We start from the raw sequence: 22516 nt of genomic DNA, 5'->3' as shown, positions 1-22516 counted from the left end.
TATCAACTTAAGGTGACTTATTCTGCCATTATTTGCGACACTTTATAATTACTTTTTACAATTTATTAACATAAATAACTTCATTTTGTGATCTACCTCAAAAAACTTTTTTCGGATATTTCGGTATTGAGAATTAATTTTATTAACTTGATGATTTTAAAAGAAAATAATCCGACTAAATCTGTCGGATAAATTGATCTGCAAGCGGTCTGTTTCGGCAAAAATTTTGCAAAAGACGGTAGAAAACCCACCGCTTGTACGCACAACAAATTTTGAGAACAAGATCACAACATTTAATTAACAAAATTGATCTCTTTTTTAACTTATTTTAGAGTACTTTTTGATTAGATAATCATCAGTCTGTTTTTCCTTATAATTCGAAATTAGAGGAGCACTTCTATGCAAAACACCCCTTCTCCAATGATTTTCAAACCAAATGATGAATTCCGCCGCCAAGCCAATGTATCCGGATTAGAAGATTACCAAGCGCTATGGGAATTCGCCGATGAAGATTATCTGCAATATTGGAGCGACTTAGCACGAGAGCTAATCACATGGAAAAAGCCGTTTATGCAGATTTTTGATGACAGCAATCCGCCGTTTTACAAATGGTTTGCAGACGGTACATTGAATGTTTCCTATAACTGCTTAGACCGCCATTTGCCTGATAAAGGCGATAAACTTGCACTGATTTTTGAATCTGATTTCGGTCAAATCTCTCAATTTACTTATGCTCAATTACATAATCGTGTTTGCCGCTTTGGTAATGCGTTACGCGAACTTGGCATCAAAAAAGGTGACCGTGTCATTATCTATTTACCGATGATTGCTGAGGCGATTATTGCAATGCAAGCCTGTGCGCGTATCGGAGCCGTACATTCAGTCGTATTCGGCGGTTTCTCTGCAGGAGCATTGCGCGATCGTATTGAAGATGCCGAAGCCAAATTAATCATCACCGCCAATGCCGGATTACGTGGCGGTAAAATTATTCCGTTAAAAGAGACGGTGGATGAAGCCTTAGATATGGGCTGTAAATCCGTTGAAAACGTGATTGTTTACCATCGTGTTAACATTGATACGCCATGGAAAAAAGGCAGAGATTTATGGTGGAATGAGCTTTCCAAAAATCAACCTGCATTCTGTGAACCGGAATGGATGAATGCGGAAGATCCGCTATTTATTCTCTACACATCCGGATCTACCGGTAAACCGAAAGGCGTGGTGCATAGTACCGGCGGCTATTTACTGGGAGCGATGAATTCTTTCCGTGTCGTATTCGACCATAAAGCGAACGATGTCTATTGGTGTACAGCTGATGTAGGCTGGATTACTGGGCACTCCTATGTCTGCTACGGACCGCTTGCCAACGGAGCGACCCAACTGATTTATGAAGGTGTGCCGAGCTATCCGGACGTCGGTCGTATCTGGCGTATGATTCAGCGCCATAAAGTCAGCGTATTCTATACTTCACCGACCTTAATCCGCTCGTTAACCCGAGTCGGTGAACAAGTACCGAATAAATATGATTTATCCAGTTTACGCTTGCTTGGAACCGTTGGCGAGCCAATCAATCCGTCCGCATGGATGTGGTATCACGAAGTGGTCGGTAAAGGAAAATGCCCGATTGTCGATACTTGGTGGCAAACGGAAACCGGGTCGATTATGTTAGCGCCTGTACCGGGTGTCATTGCAACCAAACCCGGATCATGTACCTTACCTCTGCCGGGTATTATGGCAGAAGTCATCAACGAACAAGGTAAAAAATGTGAGCCTGAAGAAGGCGGCGCATTAGTGATCAAACGCCCGTATCCGTCAATGTTACGCACCATCTGGGGCGATCCTGAACGCTATAAAGCGACCTACTTCCCTGAAGAATACGGCGGCAAATACTATGTAGCAGGCGACTCCGCCTTGCGCGACAAGGACGGTTATTTCTGGATCCTTGGTCGCCTTGATGATGTATTGAATGTATCCGGTCATCGTCTCGGCACTGCAGAAATCGAGTCCGCCTTAGTTGCTCATGAACGTGTTGTTGAGGCCGCCGTAGTCGGTAAACCGGATGAAATCAAAGGCGAATCTGTGGTTGCATTTGTGGTGCTTAAAGGCTTCCGCCCGGAAGGCGAAGAAGCCAAACAGCTCGCGGAAGAACTCAAAGGTTGGGTATCGAACCAAATCGGAAAAATCGCTCGTCCTGAGGATATCCGTTTTGCCGAAAACTTGCCAAAAACCCGTTCCGGCAAAATCATGCGTCGTTTACTGCGTGCCATCGCGAAAAACGAGATGATCACTCAAGACATTTCCACTCTTGAAAACCCACAAATTATTGGTCAGTTGCAACAACAAGTCATGTGATTTTTGCAAAAAAATCGCTAAAAATGACCGCTTGTTCACGCCTCCTCGCCGTTTATCGGCGAGGGATTTTTTATCCTATGTAAAGATCACCTTTCCTCCGAGTAAAACGCTTTCTAAAATTTTTTGTTATTGCTAGAATTTCGCTCCATTTTTATCCACATTCCAAATCAAAAAATGTTAAAAAGAATCTTGCTTTCGACAGCTGTATTATCACTTATCGGTTGTGTTTCAACACAAGAAGAAAAACCGTTTCCCGGTGAATTTATCGGCGCCGATTATATTCTGTCTGAAAAAGACGCAGAACGTTGGGCAATTGCCAGCCGTCAAGCAGAAAACTGTATTTATCCGAATCTTACCCGAATTCAGCAGCAACATTTTGCTCAAGAAGATGCTTACATTCACGCGCAATACGTGTTGTTCTACCCGCTTGAGAAAATCATCGGGGAAGACTACGTAAAAATGATCCAAGAAGATGAAAAATCAATGGGTTACGCACAATACCAATTTAAGAAATTTAAGCATATTCAGGTTAAACCACTCAATAACGCGGAATGTGCAACGTTAAGAGAAAATGCCAAAAATGATCTCGCCGTACTGAAAGGTCAATATAAAAGCGGAATGGTAGAAGAAGTCAAATCCACAGACGGTACGACCAAAAGCGGAGAAAATGTCGCAACCAGCGATAATAAATTTTTCTTTGATATCATTAAATGGGGTGCCGCATTATTGCTGTAAGCTCCATAAAAGAGCCGTATATCGATACGGCTCACAGCATCATTGCGGATAATTTATTTCGTTTCTGGCATCAACGACGAATGATGTTCAGTAATTAACCACTCTTTTCCATCCCATTTATAGTTAAAACTATAACGCCCGCTCGCCTTTTCACCTGTTTTTGCATAAGTAAATGTATACAACCCTGCATCAAATGCCGAATTACAACCGATTTGGATATAACTCAAATCAATGCTTCCCTTAGGCTTATATTCTAAAAAGTGATGAAAATAGTCCTCTTTTTCTTCAGCGGTAAACCTCACTTTGTTTGATACTGTCGGCAACAAAATAGAATCAGGCGCATAATTCGCTACGACTTTTTTGGGATCACCGCTTTGAAGCGAAGCATTCCACCTATCAAATAGCCGAGCTATTTCTTGCTTCGTCACCGCTTTACAGGCTGTTGCCGTCGCGGTATCCGAAGATGATGAAGAAGTACAAGCGGCTAACAGCGTTGTTGCCGTAAACATACAAAGAAATTTTTTCATACTGCATTCCTTTTAATAGTAATAAAACATCGTGTATTTCCATTCGACGATTGAATGGAAGCTCGATCCTACAAAGAGAAATAAATTCGATGTTATCCCAAATCAAAAATCAGCCTATAAATTCAAAGGTCTTACCTTGCATAAAAACAGGGCTTAATCTTGTACTAGCCTAAATTTATGTATCTGTTAATATTTGATACCTTACTGATTTATGTTGACGACCCCAATGAAAAAATCGTTATCTTTGCTTGTTATATTATTCGGTTTATTGTGCAAAACCGCTTTCGCCAACATTCAACAAGACTGCATTCAAACTTATATGCCAGATTCTTATATCCACGTTGCCAAAATTGATCTCAATTGCAAAAACCTGCAGGTTGTCGCAACCGATCCGCGAGATCAAGGAATGAGCGTGTCGGATTTTGCGCAGAAATATCAAACGGACGTGGCGATTAATGCCAATTTCTACCGCAAAGATTTCTCGCCTATTGGTCTAACCATCACCAACGGCAAAGTATGGCAGAAAGGGAAAGATACTCGCGCCAGAACCTTCTTTGCTTGCGATGCTCGAAATAAATGTGTCATTGAAGGCAAAAACAAGCTGAGCAAAACGAATCCGAAATGGGTTATCGCAATTTCCGGCTGGCAATATTTCGAACAAAAATCCGGTCAATTTGAATGTGCAGACAGTGACAAAATCGGTTGTTCACAAGATATTTTTAGCGGTAAACACCCTAGAACGCTGTTAGGCTTGGATGAAAAAAACAATACGCTCTATTTGGTGGTGGTTGAAGGCAGACAAATTATCTATCGTGGAATGACCTTAAACGAACTTGCCGACCTTGCCAAAAAACTTGGACTCACCAAAGCAATCAACCTAGACGGAGGCGGTAGCTCTACGATGGTAGTAAACGGAAAACGGATTTCCGAACTCCCTGTATTGCAAGGCAGCGAACGGAAAGTCGCTAACCATTTCGGAGTAAAACTGAATGATAAAAAATAGCATCGCACTAGGGGAACAAGCGGTCACTTTCTGTGAATTTTTTGCAAAAATCATCGCGAGGATCTTTCGCAATCGGTTTCTTTTCATTCATATCAAATTTGCCTAAATTAGCCGTTCCAATTTTCACGCTTTTGCTATAGTCTACTCTCACTTTTCTCATTACTTTTAAGGAATCACTATGACTACGCTTTTTACTCTTGCGCAAAATTGGTTAGACCAAGACCCTGATGCAGAAACCCGTACGGAACTTGAGCAACTGCTTAACAAAGCAAAAGCCGGTGACGAAAAAGCTCATGCGGATTTAGCAAGCCGATTCTCAGATCGCTTACAATTTGGTACAGCAGGCTTACGCGGACCGTTACAAGCCGGATCAATGGGAATGAACCGTGTCTTAGTGGCACAAGCGGCAGGCGGCTTGGCGGAATATTTAAAAGAATATGATAAAGAGCCATCTATCGTCATTGGTTACGACGGACGCAAAAACTCCGACGTTTTCGCACGCGATACTGCAGAAATTATGGCCGGTGCGGGTATTAAAGCCTATTTATTGCCACGCAAATTACCGACCCCGGTTTTAGCTTACGCTATTCAATATTTTGATACTACCGCAGGTGTAATGGTTACTGCAAGCCACAACCCGCCGGAAGATAACGGTTATAAAGTGTATTTAGGGAAAGCAAACGGCGGCGGTCAAATCGTTTCTCCGGCAGATAAAGATATTGCGGCACTCATTGATAAAGTTGCCGCAGGCAATATTAACGATCTACCGCGCAGCCAACACTTCACCGTGTTAGACGATGAAATTGTTGATGCCTATATTGCCAAAACGGCAAGCCTTGCCAAAGAACCGCAAGTGGATATCAACTATGTTTATACCGCAATGCACGGTGTAGGTTATAAAGTATTAAGTAAAACCTTAACCAAAGCGGGCTTACCACAACCGCATCTCGTGACTGAGCAGATTCAACCGGACGGCAATTTCCCAACGGTAAATTTCCCGAATCCGGAAGAGAAAGGCGCGTTAGATTTAGCGATTAAACTGGCTAAAGAGAAAAACGCCGAATTTATTATTGCGAACGACCCGGATGCAGACCGTTTAGCGGTTGCGCTACCGGACGCACAAGGTAACTGGAAAGCTTTACACGGCAACGTAACCGGCTGTTTCTTAGGTTGGTATTTGGCGAAACAGTACCACGCACAAGGCAAACAAGGCGTATTGGCGTGTTCGTTAGTCTCTTCCCCGGCGTTGGCGGAAATTGCCAAAAAATACGGTTTCCAATCGGAAGAAACACTCACCGGCTTTAAGTATATCGGCAAAGTTCAAAACCTGCTGTTCGGTTTTGAAGAAGCATTAGGCTATTTGGTTGACCCTGACAAAGTACGTGATAAAGATGGTATTTCTGCAGCAGTTGTTTTCTTGGATTTGGTTCGCGCACTGAAAAAACAAGGTAAAACGCTTGCCGATTACGCGGATGAATTTACCAAAGAATTCGGCGCTTATGTCAGCGGACAGATTTCTATCCGCGTGAGCGATTTATCTGAAATCGGTAAATTGATGACGGCATTACGTACGAATCCTCCTACGGAAATCGGCGGTTTTAGCGTTGCGCAATTTATCGACCACACGAAGACTGATCGTCAAAGCGATATTTTGGTTTTCGTCCTTGAAAACGGCAGTCGTTTGATTGCCCGCCCTTCGGGTACCGAACCGAAAATTAAATTCTACCTGGATGCTAAAGGCACAGATCCGAAAGATGCCGATCAAGTGCTGGCACAATTTGATGAAAGTGTTCGTCAGATTTTAAGACAGGAAAAATACGGCAAGCAAGATTGCTAAATAGAAAGAAACACAAAAGGGCGGGCAATATTCCGCCCGTTTAACAATAAATTTAAAATGCGGCGATATGCCGCATTTTATTTGAGTAATTCGATGACAAAGCCATTAAAACGCTAAACTATTTTGCAAATTTTCCTCAAAAAACAACCGCTTGTTATTAAATATTCAATGTTAGTAAATTTTTTATAGTTATCTAGTCTTTTTCATTTCCTGATTGCACAAAATAATAGGAAGAATTATATTTGAAATAGTTATATTCGATTTTCTTAAGGAAATTCTATGAACAAAAAACATATTCTGCCACTTTGTATTTCGATTATTTTAACCGGTTGCGCCTCCTACGGAAATAACCCGGGTTTGGCTCAATTAGAAGGTAAACATATCTCCGTGGTACAAGAACGTATTGATAATTTCGTCCATACGGATATTGGTCTGTTCAGTAACGATTATTATCTCTATAGAGATTGCGTTTATTCCGGTTATGATAATGTGACAACGAATTACTGGGGTGTCGTTATTGACAGACAACCGATTTATAACTGTGGTTCAATGTTTTTTACAACCGATAAAGACGGCATCATCACAAATTACACCGAAAAAGGCTACGTTCCTCAAAGAGACTATCAACCTTTATTTAAAGATATTATCGTAATTGAAAAATAATTTAATTGTGGAGAAACAATTATGAATAAAAAATTTTTGATGTCGCTTATCACCTCAACAATTTTGGTCAGCGCTTGTGCGCCGACCTCCCAAAGCAGTTCGCAGGCAAAAAATCTACCTACAGATACGTTGATCGAAGCCGAAACCTTAGCGGAAAGAGGTCAACCGAATGCTGCATTAGATATGTTGATGCCTCATTCCAATAGTATTAACGGTAATACCGAGCTCACCATTGGGTATATCTACGACAGCAGCCTTAACGATATACCAACCGCTATTGAGTGGTATAAAAAGAGTGCTCAAAAAGGCAACGCGGTTGCCCAACATAATCTAGGCAATATTTACTATCGGATGCACGATGACAGTAAAGCTTACGACTACTATGAAGAAAGTGCAAAACAAGGATACGCTTCCGCAATTACTCAACTGGGTGTCATGCACTATAAGGGTCACTACGTAAGTCGTAACTATGTAAAAGCGGCAAATTATTTCCAACAAGCATCCGATAAGGGTGACAATCGCGCTGATTATTTTTTAGCGATTTGCTATTTAGAAAGTCATGGTGTCGCGCAAAATTATCAAAAAGCCAAAGAACTTCTGCAAAAATCAGCAAAAGCGGGCAACCGTGACGCCCTGAATAAATTAAGCGAATTAGGTTGGTAACCGACTTAACGAAAACAGAGATGGCACCACAAGGTGCCGTCACTGTTTTTTTTGTTATACGTCTAAAAAGAAGATATCAATATAATCCACAACCTTATCACAAGGGCTGTCCATCTGCTGCATTCGCCAATATTTACGCGAACCGACCACTTTGAATTCAAAAGTGCCACTACGTTGACAAGTCTGTCCGTTATTCAGGTAAGAAACTCGGGTAACTATATCACCGGTAAAGTTAAAAGATTTGCTGTCAATAATTTCAATATGACCGGTTAATACCACAAAATTACCGTCCAAGGCTTGCTCGGCTTCAATTTCCAAACCTTGCTCCCCTTTTCTGATATTCGCTACGCCGAAATGTTCCCAGCTGATCCACTGTAAAGAAAACAGATGCTCACCGATTAACGCCTGCTCTGCGGCAGCTAACTCTTCCGCACTCAGCGTCGTTTTGGCGTTCCCCTGAGATTCAGTAGAAACCGTTGTGTTTGCCGACGTATTCGGGCTGCAAAATAAGCCAAAAAGAGCAAGAGCAACCCCACTTGCGTAGAAGCTTTTACGGATATTCATAAGATCTCCTTATAAGGAATAGAAAGGCGGAACAGATAATAACGTTCCTCATCCAGCGATACAAGCACCGCTTTACAAGCGGTCACTTTTCATTGGTTTTTTGCAAATTTTAAATCTCATAAGGCGGCTATTTGCCGCCCTGTTTAATAGTTTAATGATAAGTATTTGATTTCCAAATAATCTTCGATTCCGTATTTCGATCCTTCCCGTCCTAATCCGGACTGTTTCACACCGCCAAAAGGCGCGGCTTCATTGGAAATAATACCCGTATTAATGCCGACGATGCCATATTCCAATTCATCGGCAACCGTCATTACGGTGTTGAGATTTTGTGAATAAAAATAAGACGCCAAGCCAAATTCCGTGTCATTTGCCCGTTGAATCACTTCGTCTACCGTATCAAATTTAAAAATCGGAGCAATCGGTCCGAAAATCTCTTCTTTGGCAAAACGCATTTGATCGGTCGCATTGATAATGATCGTCGGCTCAAAGAATAATCCGCCTAAATGATTACCGCCACAGAGAATCTCTCCGCCGTTGGCTAATGCATCGGTAAGGTATTCCTGCACTTTTTCCAATGCGTTTTGATCAATTAACGGACCGACTTGATTCTGCGGATCCGTACCGTCACCGATTGAAAGTTTCTCCACTTGCACTTTAAATTTTGCAATAAATTGCTCATAAATGCCCGCTTGTACATAGATTCGGTTCGCACACACGCAAGTTTGCCCCGCATTCCGGAACTTAGAAATCAATACACCTTGCACCGCTTGCTCTAAATCCGCATCATTAAACACAATAAACGGAGCATTGCCACCCAGCTCTAAAGAGAGTTTTTTAATGGTAGAAGCCGACTGCTTCATCAATTCGCGCCCGATCTGAGTCGAACCGGTAAAACTCAATTTTTTTACCCGATCATCTTCAGTCAATACTTTACCTATTGGCTGCGGATGACCGGTAATCACATTAAATACGCCTTTCGGAATGCCTGCTTGTTCCGCCAACGCCGCCAAAGCGAGTGCTGAAAACGGCGTTTGTGAGGCAGGACGAATAATAAAACTACAACCTGCAGCTAGCGCCGGTGCTGCTTTTCGGGTAATCATCGCATGAGGAAAATTCCAAGGGGTAATGGCCGCGCAAACGCCTATCGGCTGCTTTTGCACAATAATTTGACTGTTCGCATTTAATGCAGGAATGGTGTCGCCGTAAATACGCTTCGCTTCTTCAGCAAACCACTCGATATAAGCCGCGCCATAAGCTATTTCACTGCACGCTTCCGCTAATGGTTTACCTTGTTCCAAAGTCAGTAACAGAGCCAAATCTTCTTGATTTTGCATAATCAGTTCAAACCAACGACGCAAAATCCGGTGACGCACTTTCGCACTGCATTTTTTCCACGATTTAAATGCTTGGTGTGCAGCCTCCACCGCCGATAACGTTTTTTCCGTCGACAGATTCGGCACACTTCCTAAGACCTCTTGAGTGGCGGGATTGATGACGGCGATCTGCTCTTTCGTCGAGAGCCATTCTCCATTGATATAACATTGCGATTTAAATAAATCAGGATTTTTGAGTAGGCGTTGATGTGACATAGAAACTCCCGAATAACGAATCGTAGGTATATGGTTAGCCACTATTTTAGCAAAGTTCTTTTTTGCAAAAAATCCGCTGAATCCGACCGCTTGTCGCATAGCTGTATGAACTGAAAAGACTTATCGCTAAGGTAGAAACATAAAAAAAAGCACGCAAAAGTTTGCGTGCTTTGATACTTTATTTATTTTCCCGCTGTTCCAGATCTTGTTCGATCTCTTTTTTCCAGTGACTGTCTAAAGCTTTGCCTGCCCGAACGTCTTGAATGGCTTGGTTTAACACTTCATAGTTTTTCTGGGTGCCTCGACTGTCTGATTTATATTTTACCGCTTTTGACGAATCAATCCCGAAAGAACCGGCGACGCTGACCGCATCAATATTTGCGCCTAAGAATAAGAACTCCCAATTCTCTTTCTCTTTTTGCGTTTCAATCAAACGTTTTACCTCGGCCAGCGAAAATTCTCGGCTGGCATTTTCCATGCCGTCGGTAATGATGATAAACACGACTTTGTCCGCTTTTTCTTTACCGAGTTTGGCTTGGTTATTTTTCACCTGAGTAATCGTTTTCCCCACGGCATCCAGTAATGCGGTGCTGCCACGTACAAAATACTCTTTGTCAGTCATGGCTTTTATTTCGGAAACCGGTATCCGGTTGTGTAGCAGTTCATAACGATCATCAAACAAAACGGTCGTAATATACGCTTCGTTTTGATGCTCTTTTTTCTGCTTTTCCAACATGCCGTTGAAACCGCCGATAGTGTCCGATTCCAAACCGCTCATCGAACCGCTGCGATCAAGAATAAAAATAACCTCCGTATCCCCCGACATCGGTTTAACCGGCTCTTGTGATTTGCTCAACGCTGGTAAGCTGACGGCAAGTAGACAGAATACGAATAACTTTTTGATACTCCACATCGTGCTTCTCCTAATGAGTTAAATAAAAGGAATTTGCAAATTATCTGCTTATTCCGACCGCTTGTTAGACTGCTTAATAATGTTTTACATCAAACGCTTTTTGTAGCTGTTCGATATCTTCGATTCGTTCAAAGCCGTTAAATTCTATCGGTTGGCTTAATTTTTCATTAGTACCGATCGCTTGGCTGGCAAACACAAAACCGCTTTGATCGATCACCGCCTGTCGATAGAAATCGACAATATCCTGTTGCTGTAATTTTTTCACTAATTCAATAATCTGTGCTTTGCGATCAAACTTGCTGTTTCCACGCACAAAATCCGCAGCAAATTCACCAAACTCTTGGGAGAGCGATTCCGGTTTATGCTGTAATACTTCCAATAAACTGCTGCGGTATTTCTCAAACTCTTCACGGGACATTGTATTAAGCTTATCCAACGTTTCGCTGAAGAATCGGTTGTTATGTTGCATAATTTCCTGAGTGGACGCCGTCGGACTTTGCACTAAAAATTGCAGTCCGGATGTTTTACCGATTCGCGAGCTTGTGGCATAAACGACATAACCGAGTTGTTTATCGGTTCGCAGATCATCGAAATACCAGCGTGAAATGATGTCTTTTAACAACATGGCTCGGCTGATGCCGTCCAACTCTTGATAGCCATTCGGAAAATAGGCAATACTCAAGGCATTATCTAAATGCGGAATCCGTTTAATGTGATTTACCTTGCGCTTACTTTGGTTGATATCAAGATATCTGCCATAATCCAATGCGGAATCATTATTTTTCACCACCGATTGCAATGTGCTCACTATTTGCTTTATCTGTGGATCTGACAAATTACCGACCGATAATAAGCTCATTCCTGTTGCTTCGGTTAACAACCGATTACGCATTTGGCGAATATCGTCTAAATTCACTTGTTCAATCGCTTGACGTTTGGCGGCAACAGAAAAATAAGGATAAGTGGCAAAATCGGTTATCACCGAATTCGCTTGGCGTAATGCATTTTCTTTTTCTTGCTGGTCAAGCATTTCCACATAACGTTGTTTTGCCTGAGTCAGCGCTTCTTCACTCAGTTCAAATCGACTGAATTGCACCACCATATCTTGCAAAAGTTTGGCAAGATTTTGTGTATAGCCTTCAACTCCGACACCGATACCGTTATCGCCCGTCACCCATTTGATATCCATTCCTGCAACGGTCGCTTGGAAAGAGAGCTTGGTTTGAGCAAGATCATTCATATAACCAAGTAATACCGCACTCACATCTGCTTTAACATTATCAATCGGTGGAGAAATCGAAAATCCAAGGCTGACTTTCGCCTTTGGCTCATCGCCAAAATAGTGACTCGGCATCGCGAAAATTTCGGTACCTTTTTGCTTCTCAATCAACTGCGGGACTTGACGCGATTTATCCACCGAATTGAGTGAGAAATCGGTCGCAAAATAAGGATTCATTTCCGGTAGTTTAATCTGCGGGTTATTGCTGAAATCCAACCATTGCGCTTTCTGCTGCGGCGTGATGCCGGCAACAGAATAAGGCGCTTCAAAATATCGGGTTTTCTTATCTGTTTGCGCTTTGTTATCAACCAACAAAATGCGGACATTATCGATGTTCATCAAAGCTAATTTTTTTTGAATGTCGTTTTCATCCATTTTTTCTGCAATATAGCTTTGATCAATGATATGTTCCAGCGGATAACTCAACATTTGGCTGACCAATTCCGCTACATAATCTCCGCTTTTTTCTACCTGTAAATGTTGGAAACTTTGGCTTAAACTCTCTTTCAACTCATTGAAATAACTGGCTTGGACTCCGGCTTTTTTAATTTCGTCGATCTGCTGAAACACAAGGGAAATAATGCGATCTTTTTCCGCTAACCCTTTATCGGTTAACTCAATATAAATCGTAAAACTTCCGCGGTTACGGCTGACATCATCGGAATATTCCGCTTGAATACCACTATCAGACAAGCCTTGTTTAATCAGGTAATCGGACAGGGTGCCATCCGTGTTATTACCGAATACATAAGAAAGATATTCGCCGCTTTTAAACTTGAATTGAGCCTTATCTTCCGGCATATCAAAGGAAATCGCTAACATCTTGCTTGGTTTAACCGGTTTGTAAGTAACGATGACACTTTTATCCTGCTCGCGGAAAAACGGCATATCCACTGTCGGGCGTTCAATTTGTTTGTTTTCTACTTTTCCTAAAGTCTGTTCCGCCAGTTTTGCCAACTTCTCAATCGGTTGATTGGAATAAAGCACCGCTTTCATCACATTTGCCGAATAGTAGCGTTGATAAAATTTCACCAATTCATCCTGCAATTTACTACCCGCTTTATCAGAAAGGGTTACGTTATTTCCGACGGCAAATTTGGTTATCGGATGATGAGGATTCGCGGTAGCTAAATTGACATCGTGCATAAGGAAACTGTCACTCGATTTGGCGCGTACCATTTCAGCATTGACCGCATTAACCTCTTTTTTGGCGTTGGTTTCTGACAACAGCGGCTGAGCGAAAGCATCGGCAAGGCGTGCAACCGCTTCATCAAAAGCATTGTTATTCACTTCTAAGAAATAAATTGTACGATCCGGAGCGGTGTAAGCGTTGTTATAGCCACCGTTTTTCGTTAAGAAACCGTCCAAGCTATTGGTTTCAGGGAAAGCTTTCGATCCCATCAGGATCATATGTTCTAAATAATGCGCCAACCCTTGCTGTGAAATAGGATCTTCCATTGAGCCGATAGGTAAACCCACCGCCATCAGTGACTTATTCGCCTTATCATCCGAAATTAATAATACCTGCATGCCATTAGTTAATTGAATAGCTTGATAAAGCGCTTTATCCGCCGGACTTTTATTGATTACCGTATTAATCAGCTCAAAACCTTGTTGCTGAGCTATTGTTTGGTTTAGGTTTGTTTCTACTTGGGTATTTGCCGACACCGCACCGGAATAAATTACACCAAAAGCAAGTGTGACCTGTAAGATATAGCTTAAAAGTGATTTTTTCATTGGTTATCCTTTATTGTTTTCACCATTTTCTCAAACCATCTCAACGTACGTTGATGAATATCGTCGACGCTTAATTCACGGGTTTGGGTAAGTACGCGTTGTAGATAAATATCTTTGCTCGACTCAATAGCCGTTCGACATAATTCTTGCCAAGAAGTTTCTTCATCCAATTTTTGAAAATAACTTTCTAAATCATCGGTTATCGCCCAAGTTGCCACCCGATAACCGGTTAAATAATCTTGGAGATAAATTGATAGCTGTTGTTGCGCTTCATCACGGCTAATGTCGTTAAAACCAAACAATTTTGCGCTATCTCCTTTACGATAATGGAAATGCAGTTGTTGAACCGAGTTCTCAGTCGCTTTTAACGCCAAATAGTAAAGCCACATTTGAATTCTGTCTTTATCACGCAAATCGCCCACACGCCATAGTACAACTTCATTTCCAAAGCGGTTTCGAATATGCCCGACCAAGCGGATTTGACCGTTTTCAAGCTGATACTGTTGATCGATTTCTATCAGCTCACTCGGTTTATCCTGATAAACCTTTAACACTGAACGCAGCGGTTGAATCGTTTCAGATAACTCATTTTGTGCCAATTCTCCAAAATAACAAGCGGGTAGTTTTCCCTTTAATTTTGCATTTTTAAAGAAGTTTTCACTTTCATCCTTTTTCACATCAATGAGTTGATCCAACAGCTGATAACGCTCAAGGGAGGACAATGAAAAAACTTCTGACTCGGCAATGACACTGTCATCCTGTTCAAAACGTATCCCTAATTGACGTTGAAAAAAGAAACGTAACGGATTCTGAATATAAGCGATTAAATCCGCCAAATCGATCTCTGTCGGCAGCTCCGAATCTTCGCGTTTAAGTGGTGTTAAGAAGTTTCCCGATTGTTCTGAACGCTCTTCCATAACCGCCAGCCACTCTTTGTCATAAGCAACTTTGCCGTGTATAAAGTTTTCCGGGCTGAACACCGTCATCGGATGTAAAGTCAGAAGCTGTTTTGCATTTTCCGGATCGTCCAAATGCTGTTGAATATAATCGTAGAGCTGTGAAACCAAAACTGACGGCAGTTTCTCTTGACTATCAATCAAAGACTGCCCGAGATAACTGATATAAAACTGTTGCTGTGCCGATAATAGCGCCTCTAGAAACAAATAACGATCATCATCACGGCGTGCTCGGTCTCCTTTTTGTGGTGCATATTGCATTAAATCGAAGCTGTTGAGAGTCTGTTGGCGGGGAAACTCACCTTCGTTCATACCCAATAAGCATATCACCTTAAATGGAATTGCCCGCATTGGCAGTAACGTACAGAAATTCACTTTACCGATTAAGAAATTAAGGTTGCTGCGTTGTTCGCTAAGTTGCTGTTCAAACAATTGTGCAACAATTTCTGCTTCTAACGGTTGATCAAATTTTGCTTGCTTTATTTGACTGAAAATCGTATCGACTGCCTGATGAAGATTGAACAAAGTATCTGCACTCTCCTCATCTTCAACGTAGAGCTGTTTAATGAATTCCGTCAGCTTTTGTTGCCAGTCACCAAGAGACTGTGGAGCCGACAAAAAGTCACTCCAAGCGGTCAGATCTTGCAAGAATTTTGCAAGATAACCAGACTGCACTGAAGCTAACCCATAACTTTCATCAAATGCCAAAATATCCTGCCAACTGTTATTTTTCTCTGTCAGACTTGTGCCGAGTAATAGACGGTTTATGCCGTTTTCCCAAGAGTTATAGTTCTTCCATAATGAATTTTCAGTATGTAATCCGGCACGAATACCCGCCGTATTCACCCATTCTCTTAACGTAAATATACTCTCTTCACTTAATTGATATTGCTCGCGAATCGCACGAATATCAAACAAATCCAACACCTCATCAACACTGATTTTTCGTTCCTTTATAGAAAGTAGTCGTAAAAAACTCGCTACTATCGGATTTACATAACTGATTTTTTGATCGGAAAGGGTAAAAGGGATAAAACGAGGATCTTGCCGCTCATAGCGGGCAAATACGGCTTGAATGTAAGGGGCGTAACTATCTATATCTGCAGACATGACGATAATGTCTTTCGGTGAAAGATGGGTATTCTGTTCAAATAGTTGTAATAAATGATTATGTAAGACTTCTACCTCACGCATTTTGCTGTGGCAAGAATGGATTTGTAATGACGTATCCCCTTCATTCAATTCAAGCATTGGATGGGCTTCAAAACGCAAAATAGTACCTTTGAGTTGAGTGAGCAAAGAACTATCATCGTTAGAAAAATGATCGTATAAAGAGATCTCTTTGGGATCCAACTCTGTCAATAAATTTAAAAATTCCTTGCCTTGTTTACCCCAAGTCATTAATAGCGGATTACCTTGTTGCTCAAGTAATCCGGCCAGCTCTTCAGTTGACAGTCGCCGGGATAACGCGAGTTTCTCCAACGCGTTATCTTCACGATTATCCCCCCAAAACATCTCGCTCGGGTTAGTGAAAAATAGATGAATATTGCAATGTTCACTTAATTTTTTGAATACCGCTAACTGAGTTGCAGGCAGCGATGAAATACCAAATATAAAAATTCGCTTCGGTAGTTTTGCTCGATCAGATACGGTTAAATTGTCCAACTTCTCAAAATAACGTTGTTGCAAATAAGCTCGGTGAGAAGTATTAAAAATGATCTCATCACTGTCTTGTTTAATATCAGCAACCAACGTATTCCACAACAGGCTCTGCCATTCGATATTTGCAGCGATATCATCTTGGTTTTTACGTTTAAAGGAAACGAAACGAGTAATTTCGTCAAGCACTTGCTGTTGTTCATTTTTTTCCCAATGCACAAGCCAATGAGGACGATAAACCAAATATTGGTCGAACAAGTCGGCAATCTTAGCCGCTAGCTGAAACCGTTTAAGTGAATCTTGTTGAACTAAATAGGCATTTAACGGAGCAAATTCTTTTATCTCAAGTAATTGAGGAATTAAACGCATTAAACGCCATACTATACCGCTACGTTCAAAAATGTTTTCTTTTGGTAAGTCGGGAAACAATAGACGATATTGTTGCCACAAGAAACTTGTCGGATAAGGAAATTGGAAATTACCTGCAACACCGAGATCTTCTGCAATCTGCATTTGCAACCATTGTGCCATACCAAGGCTTTGTACCAACACAATTTCCTGCTCAAAGGGATTTGGATTCGGATCTTTAGTTAAAATCCCGACAAGCAGATCTTTCTGATTTTCAAGCTGATTAGAATAATAAACGGTAAACATCGCAATCTTCCTTTTTAAAGCTGCTCTATTATACCGCTTTTTTTAGTCATCCCGCTTGATAATTACCTCCCCTTTCGGAAAACTTACCCGAATTTGTTGCAAACTGCACTGAATCTCAAAATAGATACCATTTTGCTCAATAGACGATTCGCAGGCTTGCTTATCATTCATCTTCAAAGCAATTTGATTTTCCGCAATTTGTAATGCTTGTCGTTGCTGAAACACAAAATTCGTTTGATCGTTTTGCTGTGTCTGCCAATGACTGTATGTAAGATACAACATTGAAAATAACATAATAGCAATAACAACACTAATCGTATTTTCTGCTTTGAATAGTCTAATCATTCGTAATGATATTCCTTGAATTCGGTAAATAGCGCCACTGAGCAAAATGTTTTTCAATGTTGTCGATAACTGTTCGTCGATAACTTAAATTTCGTTCTTCCCGTGCATTATCATAAGAGGAATAAAGTACGCCGTAAAATCGTTTACCCGTAATATCAAAATGGAAATCCGTAATGATAATACCGTAAAAATCCTGTTCTAAACGCTGATCAATCGGGGCAAGTGCGATAACGATTATTGGTTGTTGTTCAGAACTTGGCGGTAATTCAGTTAAGTCATGAATAGTAAAGATCTCTGAAGCATATTTATCAATATCAAGCCAATCCCGAATATTATCGACTGCAATATATTTTTCTCTTGTTGGTTTCGGTTTAATGAAAATAGATTTTAGTTCACAATAAAAAGTGTAATTTATTGTATTAAATTCTACTCGGATTATTTCCTTTTTTTCTTCCTGACATGTTCTATGTTCATCAACAGATATCTCATTAATCAATTTAAGTTTATCTTTTAAATAATCAAAATAATAATATTGACTCAATTTATCTTGATTTAAAATATTATCCTTAGCTAAAAATAACAACGCCAATAGTCCACTCAAGATGAGTAATGACACTAATAATACGCTAGCAGAAAACCGTATTCTCATTACCAATCCCGCCCATTAAAAAGATAGCTATATGCCGAAGCACTGTATTGAATATCAGGTCGGGTTTCCGAAGCGAGTGTTAATGAAATCTTTAAAATACGTTCAAACGCTATCCATTCGAAATGTAAATCCTCCACAGTATAATCCGCCATTTCGGAAAATCGCCGCCAAACGCCGGAATGACAACTTGTAAGTACTTTTTCACATTCCGTTTTATAACAATTTTGCTCGGCACTATCCTCATAAATAGCAATTGCTTTATTTTCTAACTTAATTCCCCATAGTTCTTTACTAACATGACTCGTCCGATTCAATTGTGCATTGTGGCATGGTTGGGTTCTCGTCCGATTACCGATACAGCCGTCACCATTCAGATCATAAAAAAACATCAGACACTGAGGAAAATTTAACGCATAAAATTTTCCTTCTACACGGAAGAGTGAGTAGTTGCTTTCTTGCCTAAATTTCCCTTGGAAACCAATATGTTGAATATGTTGTTGAAAATAATCTAATAGTTGATGAGCATTACGTTGTAAGTTTAATAATTCGCGCTGTTTATACTGGTTATAGTAAGAATCGGAATAAAAAGATGCTACCGAAAACAGTAAAACGATAGCCAAAGATAATGAAATCAGGGTTTCAATTAAACTAAAAGCTCGATAACGACTATTTACAGCTACTGCGTTTACCATCTTGTACCACATTCACCACCCCATTTTGATCGAATTGCAAGATTTCACGTACACTATTACTACTTATTTCTAAACATTTAGGGCTTAACCGTGCGGATTTACCGTCAATATCAATAAAAGCTTTCGGATATAAACTATTATTTTTTAATAAAAGCTGATTATTACTTGCTTGATATAAATAATAGCCTGTTTGAATATGACAACCCGAGATATTTAAACAATCACAAATAATTTGCCGATTATCTATTTTCTCAATAGCAATAATGCACCAATTTTTTTCTTGCTCTTGTTGAGAAATCGTAAAAGAATAATTTTTCTTACTATATCTGGCACGAGATTGAACTTGATAAACAAAAGTTTTAATTTGATCAATTTCATGAGTGATCAAAATATGTTCCTGTATACGAAAAAGAACGGGAGAAATGAAATAAAAAGAAATAACAACGAGCGCCAGAGTGACCAATAATTCGATTAAGGTGACTGCACGAAACATAATATCCTCCCGGTGAGGAGGATATTAGTATGAGATAAAGATTTGTAAATCAACAAATATGATTTTTTCGACGCAGATCGAAAAATTAGAAAGAAGAGGTGTCTTGGAACAATCCTACTTTTAAGTCAGTTGCGGTATAGATGACTCTGCCATCCACTTCGACTTCACCATCCGCCATTCCCATCACTAATTTACGGTTGATAACGCGCTTCATATTAATACGGTAAATCACTTTTTTCGCGGACGGAAGAATTTGGCCGGTAAATTTCACTTCCCCCACACCTAATGCACGACCTTTACCTTTACCGCCGATCCAGCCTAAGTAGAAACCGACTAATTGCCACATCGCATCTAAACCTAAACACCCCGGCATTACCGGATCACCGATAAAATGGCATGCAAAGAACGGTAAATTAGGATGAATATCGAGTTCCGCCTCAATATAGCCTTTCTCAAACAGACCTTCTGTATCCGTAATTTTTGTGATGCGATCCATCATTAACATCGTTGGAGCAGGCAATTGCGGACCTTCGCTACCAAAAAGCTCACCGCGCCCTGAGGCTAATAAGTCTTCGTAATCATAGCTAGGTTTAATATTAGGTGTACAAGTGTTCATTATTTTTTCCTATTAAAATCGAAAAAAGCCTGTTTTTTCAGTGCATAATTGAACACGAATGGTAACAGACTTTTAAAATAGCGAACAGTTGTAAGCTGTCTGGTCGAATCAGTTTAGAAAATTAGCCGTTTTTGAATAATTTGCAAAATTTTTGCAAAATCGTACCGCTTGTATATTCGTTCTGGTGCTGTTCAATATATTGATGAACAAGGGAAAATATCGATTGTTTATCACTGTCTTTCGGCAATTCATCATCATAGAAATCGTGTTGCAATAAAATTTGAATGGTTTCAAACACATCCGATACCGCCCAAATATGAAATTTTTCTGCTTTTACGGCCTCAACTACCTCTTGCTTTAAACTCAAATGTGATAAGCAGACCGCGGGAATAATCACACCTTGCTTTCCTGTTAGCTCACGAGCATCACAGATAGCGAAGAAGCCTTCAATTTTCTGATTCACTCCTCCCACACTCAATACATTACCGAACTGGTCAATAGAACCGGTAACCGCAATAGATTGTGGTAACGGCAATTTGGTTAACGCACTGATCAACACACAGAAAATACCAAGTGAGGAGCTATCGCCATCAATTTCTCCGTAAGACTGCTCAAAAGCAAGAGAGGCAGAAAACGGTAACTGAGTTGGCAATTCAAGTAAATTTGCCAAGCAGGATTGTGCAATGATAATGCCTTTAGAATGAATATTACCACCCAATTCGACTTTACGTTCAATATCGTGAATTTCACCGTCTCCATACTGAACGTTACAACTAATACGCAACGGCTCACCAAAGGAATAAGGCACTCCGTCAAATTCCACTACCGATAATCCGTTAATCTGCCCTACGGTTTCATCTTCTGTTTCAATATACAGCTGGTTTTGCAGAATATCGTGTACAACATATTGGTTTAAGACCGAAGACTGTTGTTCTAAATAATCAAAATAGCCTTGAATATCATCAAATTCATCAACATTCGGATAAAAACTGCTAATACCCAAAATATTTTTCTTTAACAACGTCGGAGAAATTGAGATCAAGTGTCGATTTTCGCTATCACGAATATAATTGCGTAATAGTTGATTTAATGCCAATGCAGAAAATTGTTTATTCCCATATTGCTTCGCTGCCGATTGAATATAACTTCCCCACTGTTCAATATTTTCTTCATCAACGGTTAAATAAGATTCTAATTCTGCATATTGGCTAAATTGATACAAACTGTTGTCATAGGCATATAACGTCGCAATCTCATCACGTCCCCCAACCAGCAGCAGTTTGAATGTTGTTTTGACACTCGGCAACGCTACCGGTACGGCATTAACCGTATGCTGCTGATACTGCCCGAACAGTAACGCCTGCTTAAGTTTATCCCATTGAGTGATATCCAATAACAAAGCGCTTAGATTTAAAATCAACACCCCGTTATCCGCTTGCTGAACCGCACCTTGAATCGATTCTGTTTTTCCTTCTTTATCCAAATACAAACTGTAGCCAAACAAACTATTACGATTGAATTCGGTTCTAACTACCGTTTTAATCTTATGCAAGTTAAAAAGATCTGTAATTTCTGTTAGAAATTCCGGGAAAGTTTCCGTTTTCAAGATAAGTGCAGATCCAAAATCACTTAAGATAAATTGTGTTATCGCTTGCTCTGCTTGTGGTTGAAAATCAAAGAATTTGACCGTTTGATCTCGCTCTTTAAATGTATATTGAGATGTTAAAGATTGCCACGTTAATGGTGAAATATGCACAGAATCGCCTCGTTATAAAAATTTAGCTTCATTATACATAGGCTTAACCGAATATTCATTAATAGATTCTGTACGATCTTAAGTACAAATATTTAATCGTTCAGCTAATTCCGCTATACTTGAAGAATTGTAGGAGGAGCTATGAGATATCAGAAACTAGAAATCCAAGAAGCAAATTGGAAATGGAAATATCTGCTAAAAAAATATCGCGAAGGTGAAAATGTAACTAAGCATACCGAGCGAAGCCTTATCGAGCTCAAAATACAGCTACTCACCACTTTACAAGATTCGCCGAAGGAGATCGAACAGTGGATTAAGTCAGAAATGACTTCCGATCAACGTCGTAGAATGCGCCAATCTATCCGCGCAAGACGTAAGCGTTTCTTCAATGCCGAAAAACAATCTACCCGAAAAAAATCAATCGATCTGGATTATTCCAGCTGGCTCAGACTCTCTAAACAATCTAACGAAATGGAAATGACGCTATCGGAAACAATTAACTATTTAATCGATGAGCTAGAAAATAAACAGATCTATGCAGAACAAATCAACAAGATGAAAGCAAATCTTAAAGCACTGTTAAAACAATAATACAAGCGGTCATTTTCAGCCGATATTTTGCAATTTTTTCTTCCAAAACAAAAATACCCGCAATAGCGGGCATTTTCTTAAGCTGTTATTCCAACAGATGTCAATTACATTGCGACTTCTTTTGAACCTTGAACTTGGATTTCTACACGACGATCCGGTGCTAAACACGCGATTAACGCTTTACGACCTTTCACCGCATCACAAGTGTTGCCTGTTACCGGGTTTGCTTCACCGTAACCT

19 protein-coding genes are annotated in these 22516 nt (G+C 40.3%); 7 read left to right on the top strand and 12 right to left on the bottom strand.

Translation table 11 applies throughout. The features are described from left to right. Nucleotides 1-399: 399 nt before the first annotated feature. On the top strand, nt 400-2352 hold the full coding sequence (gene acs / locus ACEYJ7_RS07365) for an acetate--CoA ligase (protein ID WP_373778432.1): 1953 nt from the start codon (nt 400-402) through the stop codon (nt 2350-2352). Between the two features lie 174 nt (nt 2353-2526). After that, complete coding sequence (locus tag ACEYJ7_RS07360; RefSeq protein ID WP_373778431.1) at nt 2527-3087, top strand: DUF5358 domain-containing protein; 561 nt, start codon at nt 2527-2529, stop codon at nt 3085-3087. A 53-nt stretch (nt 3088-3140) separates the two neighbouring features. Here ACEYJ7_RS07360 and ACEYJ7_RS07355 read toward each other — a convergent pair whose 3' ends face one another. Further along, on the bottom strand, nt 3141-3614 hold the full coding sequence (locus ACEYJ7_RS07355) for an SgcJ/EcaC family oxidoreductase (RefSeq protein ID WP_373778430.1): 474 nt from the start codon (nt 3612-3614) through the stop codon (nt 3141-3143). Between the two features lie 226 nt (nt 3615-3840). On the opposite strand from ACEYJ7_RS07355, the gene ACEYJ7_RS07350 reads away from it, so the two are divergent. The 4 genes from ACEYJ7_RS07350 to ACEYJ7_RS07335 all read left to right on the top strand — a co-directional run bounded on the left by ACEYJ7_RS07350 (nt 3841) and on the right by ACEYJ7_RS07335 (nt 7780). Then, nucleotides 3841-4617, top strand: a complete 777-nt coding sequence (locus ACEYJ7_RS07350) for a phosphodiester glycosidase family protein (protein WP_373778429.1) — start codon at nt 3841-3843, stop codon at nt 4615-4617. A gap of 178 nt (nt 4618-4795) precedes the next feature. Beyond that, a complete protein-coding gene (locus ACEYJ7_RS07345) occupies nt 4796-6454 on the top strand; it encodes a phospho-sugar mutase (protein ID WP_373778428.1) in 1659 nt (552 codons plus the stop codon). A 279-nt stretch (nt 6455-6733) separates the two neighbouring features. Further along, nucleotides 6734-7117, top strand: a complete 384-nt coding sequence (locus ACEYJ7_RS07340) for a hypothetical protein (protein ID WP_373778427.1) — start codon at nt 6734-6736, stop codon at nt 7115-7117. A 21-nt stretch (nt 7118-7138) separates the two neighbouring features. Beyond that, nucleotides 7139-7780 carry a tetratricopeptide repeat protein gene (locus tag ACEYJ7_RS07335; RefSeq protein ID WP_373778426.1) on the top strand — a complete coding sequence of 214 codons (642 nt, stop codon included), beginning with the start codon at nt 7139-7141 and terminating at the stop codon, nt 7778-7780. A 54-nt stretch (nt 7781-7834) separates the two neighbouring features. Here ACEYJ7_RS07335 and ACEYJ7_RS07330 read toward each other — a convergent pair whose 3' ends face one another. The 11 genes from ACEYJ7_RS07330 to ACEYJ7_RS07280 form a co-directional block, all read right to left on the bottom strand. Further along, entirely contained in the window at nt 7835-8344 is a 510-nt protein-coding gene (locus tag ACEYJ7_RS07330; RefSeq protein WP_373778425.1) for a hypothetical protein, read from the bottom strand. A gap of 143 nt (nt 8345-8487) precedes the next feature. Beyond that, nucleotides 8488-9936 (bottom strand): NAD-dependent succinate-semialdehyde dehydrogenase, encoded by a 1449-nt coding sequence (locus ACEYJ7_RS07325; RefSeq protein WP_373778424.1) that lies wholly within the window; start codon nt 9934-9936, stop codon nt 8488-8490. Between the two features lie 178 nt (nt 9937-10114). Continuing rightward, entirely contained in the window at nt 10115-10849 is a 735-nt protein-coding gene (locus tag ACEYJ7_RS07320) for a hypothetical protein (RefSeq protein ID WP_373778423.1), read from the bottom strand. A gap of 73 nt (nt 10850-10922) precedes the next feature. Next, nucleotides 10923-13865 carry a pitrilysin gene (gene ptrA / locus ACEYJ7_RS07315; RefSeq protein WP_373778422.1) on the bottom strand — a complete coding sequence of 981 codons (2943 nt, stop codon included), beginning with the start codon at nt 13863-13865 and terminating at the stop codon, nt 10923-10925. Then, nucleotides 13862-17134 carry an exodeoxyribonuclease V subunit gamma gene (recC, locus tag ACEYJ7_RS07310; protein WP_373778421.1) on the bottom strand — a complete coding sequence of 1091 codons (3273 nt, stop codon included), beginning with the start codon at nt 17132-17134 and terminating at the stop codon, nt 13862-13864. Before recC ends, ptrA begins: the two co-directional genes overlap by 4 nt. A 42-nt stretch (nt 17135-17176) precedes the next feature. Beyond that, nucleotides 17177-17479, bottom strand: a complete 303-nt coding sequence (locus ACEYJ7_RS07305; protein WP_373778420.1) for a DUF5374 domain-containing protein — start codon at nt 17477-17479, stop codon at nt 17177-17179. Continuing rightward, a complete protein-coding gene (locus ACEYJ7_RS07300) occupies nt 17472-18095 on the bottom strand; it encodes a DUF2572 domain-containing protein (RefSeq protein ID WP_373778419.1) in 624 nt (207 codons plus the stop codon). Before ACEYJ7_RS07300 ends, ACEYJ7_RS07305 begins: the two co-directional genes overlap by 8 nt. 32 nt (nt 18096-18127) lie before the next feature. Further along, nucleotides 18128-18820 carry a hypothetical protein gene (locus ACEYJ7_RS07295; RefSeq protein ID WP_373778418.1) on the bottom strand — a complete coding sequence of 231 codons (693 nt, stop codon included), beginning with the start codon at nt 18818-18820 and terminating at the stop codon, nt 18128-18130. After that, entirely contained in the window at nt 18795-19313 is a 519-nt protein-coding gene (locus ACEYJ7_RS07290) for a Tfp pilus assembly protein FimT/FimU (protein WP_373778417.1), read from the bottom strand. The genes ACEYJ7_RS07295 and ACEYJ7_RS07290 overlap by 26 nt, the downstream gene beginning before the upstream one ends. An 85-nt stretch (nt 19314-19398) precedes the next feature. Next, nucleotides 19399-19929, bottom strand: coding sequence for a bifunctional 3-hydroxydecanoyl-ACP dehydratase/trans-2-decenoyl-ACP isomerase (gene fabA, locus ACEYJ7_RS07285; RefSeq protein ID WP_373778416.1), 531 nt, complete (start codon nt 19927-19929; stop codon nt 19399-19401). Between the two features lie 121 nt (nt 19930-20050). Further along, complete coding sequence (locus tag ACEYJ7_RS07280) at nt 20051-21685, bottom strand: AAA family ATPase (RefSeq protein WP_373778415.1); 1635 nt, start codon at nt 21683-21685, stop codon at nt 20051-20053. Between the two features lie 141 nt (nt 21686-21826). Here ACEYJ7_RS07280 and matP point away from each other — a divergent pair, with 141 nt between their 5' ends. Then, nucleotides 21827-22276, top strand: a complete 450-nt coding sequence (gene matP, locus ACEYJ7_RS07275) for a macrodomain Ter protein MatP (RefSeq protein WP_373778414.1) — start codon at nt 21827-21829, stop codon at nt 22274-22276. Nucleotides 22277-22516 lie beyond the last annotated feature (240 nt).

Origin of the sequence: Glaesserella sp. (genome assembly GCF_041814905.1) — a bacterium.
Lineage (GTDB): Bacteria > Pseudomonadota > Gammaproteobacteria > Enterobacterales > Pasteurellaceae > Glaesserella.
Note: the sequence above shows the minus strand (reverse complement) of the source record. Positions and strands in the feature narration are given on the sequence as shown.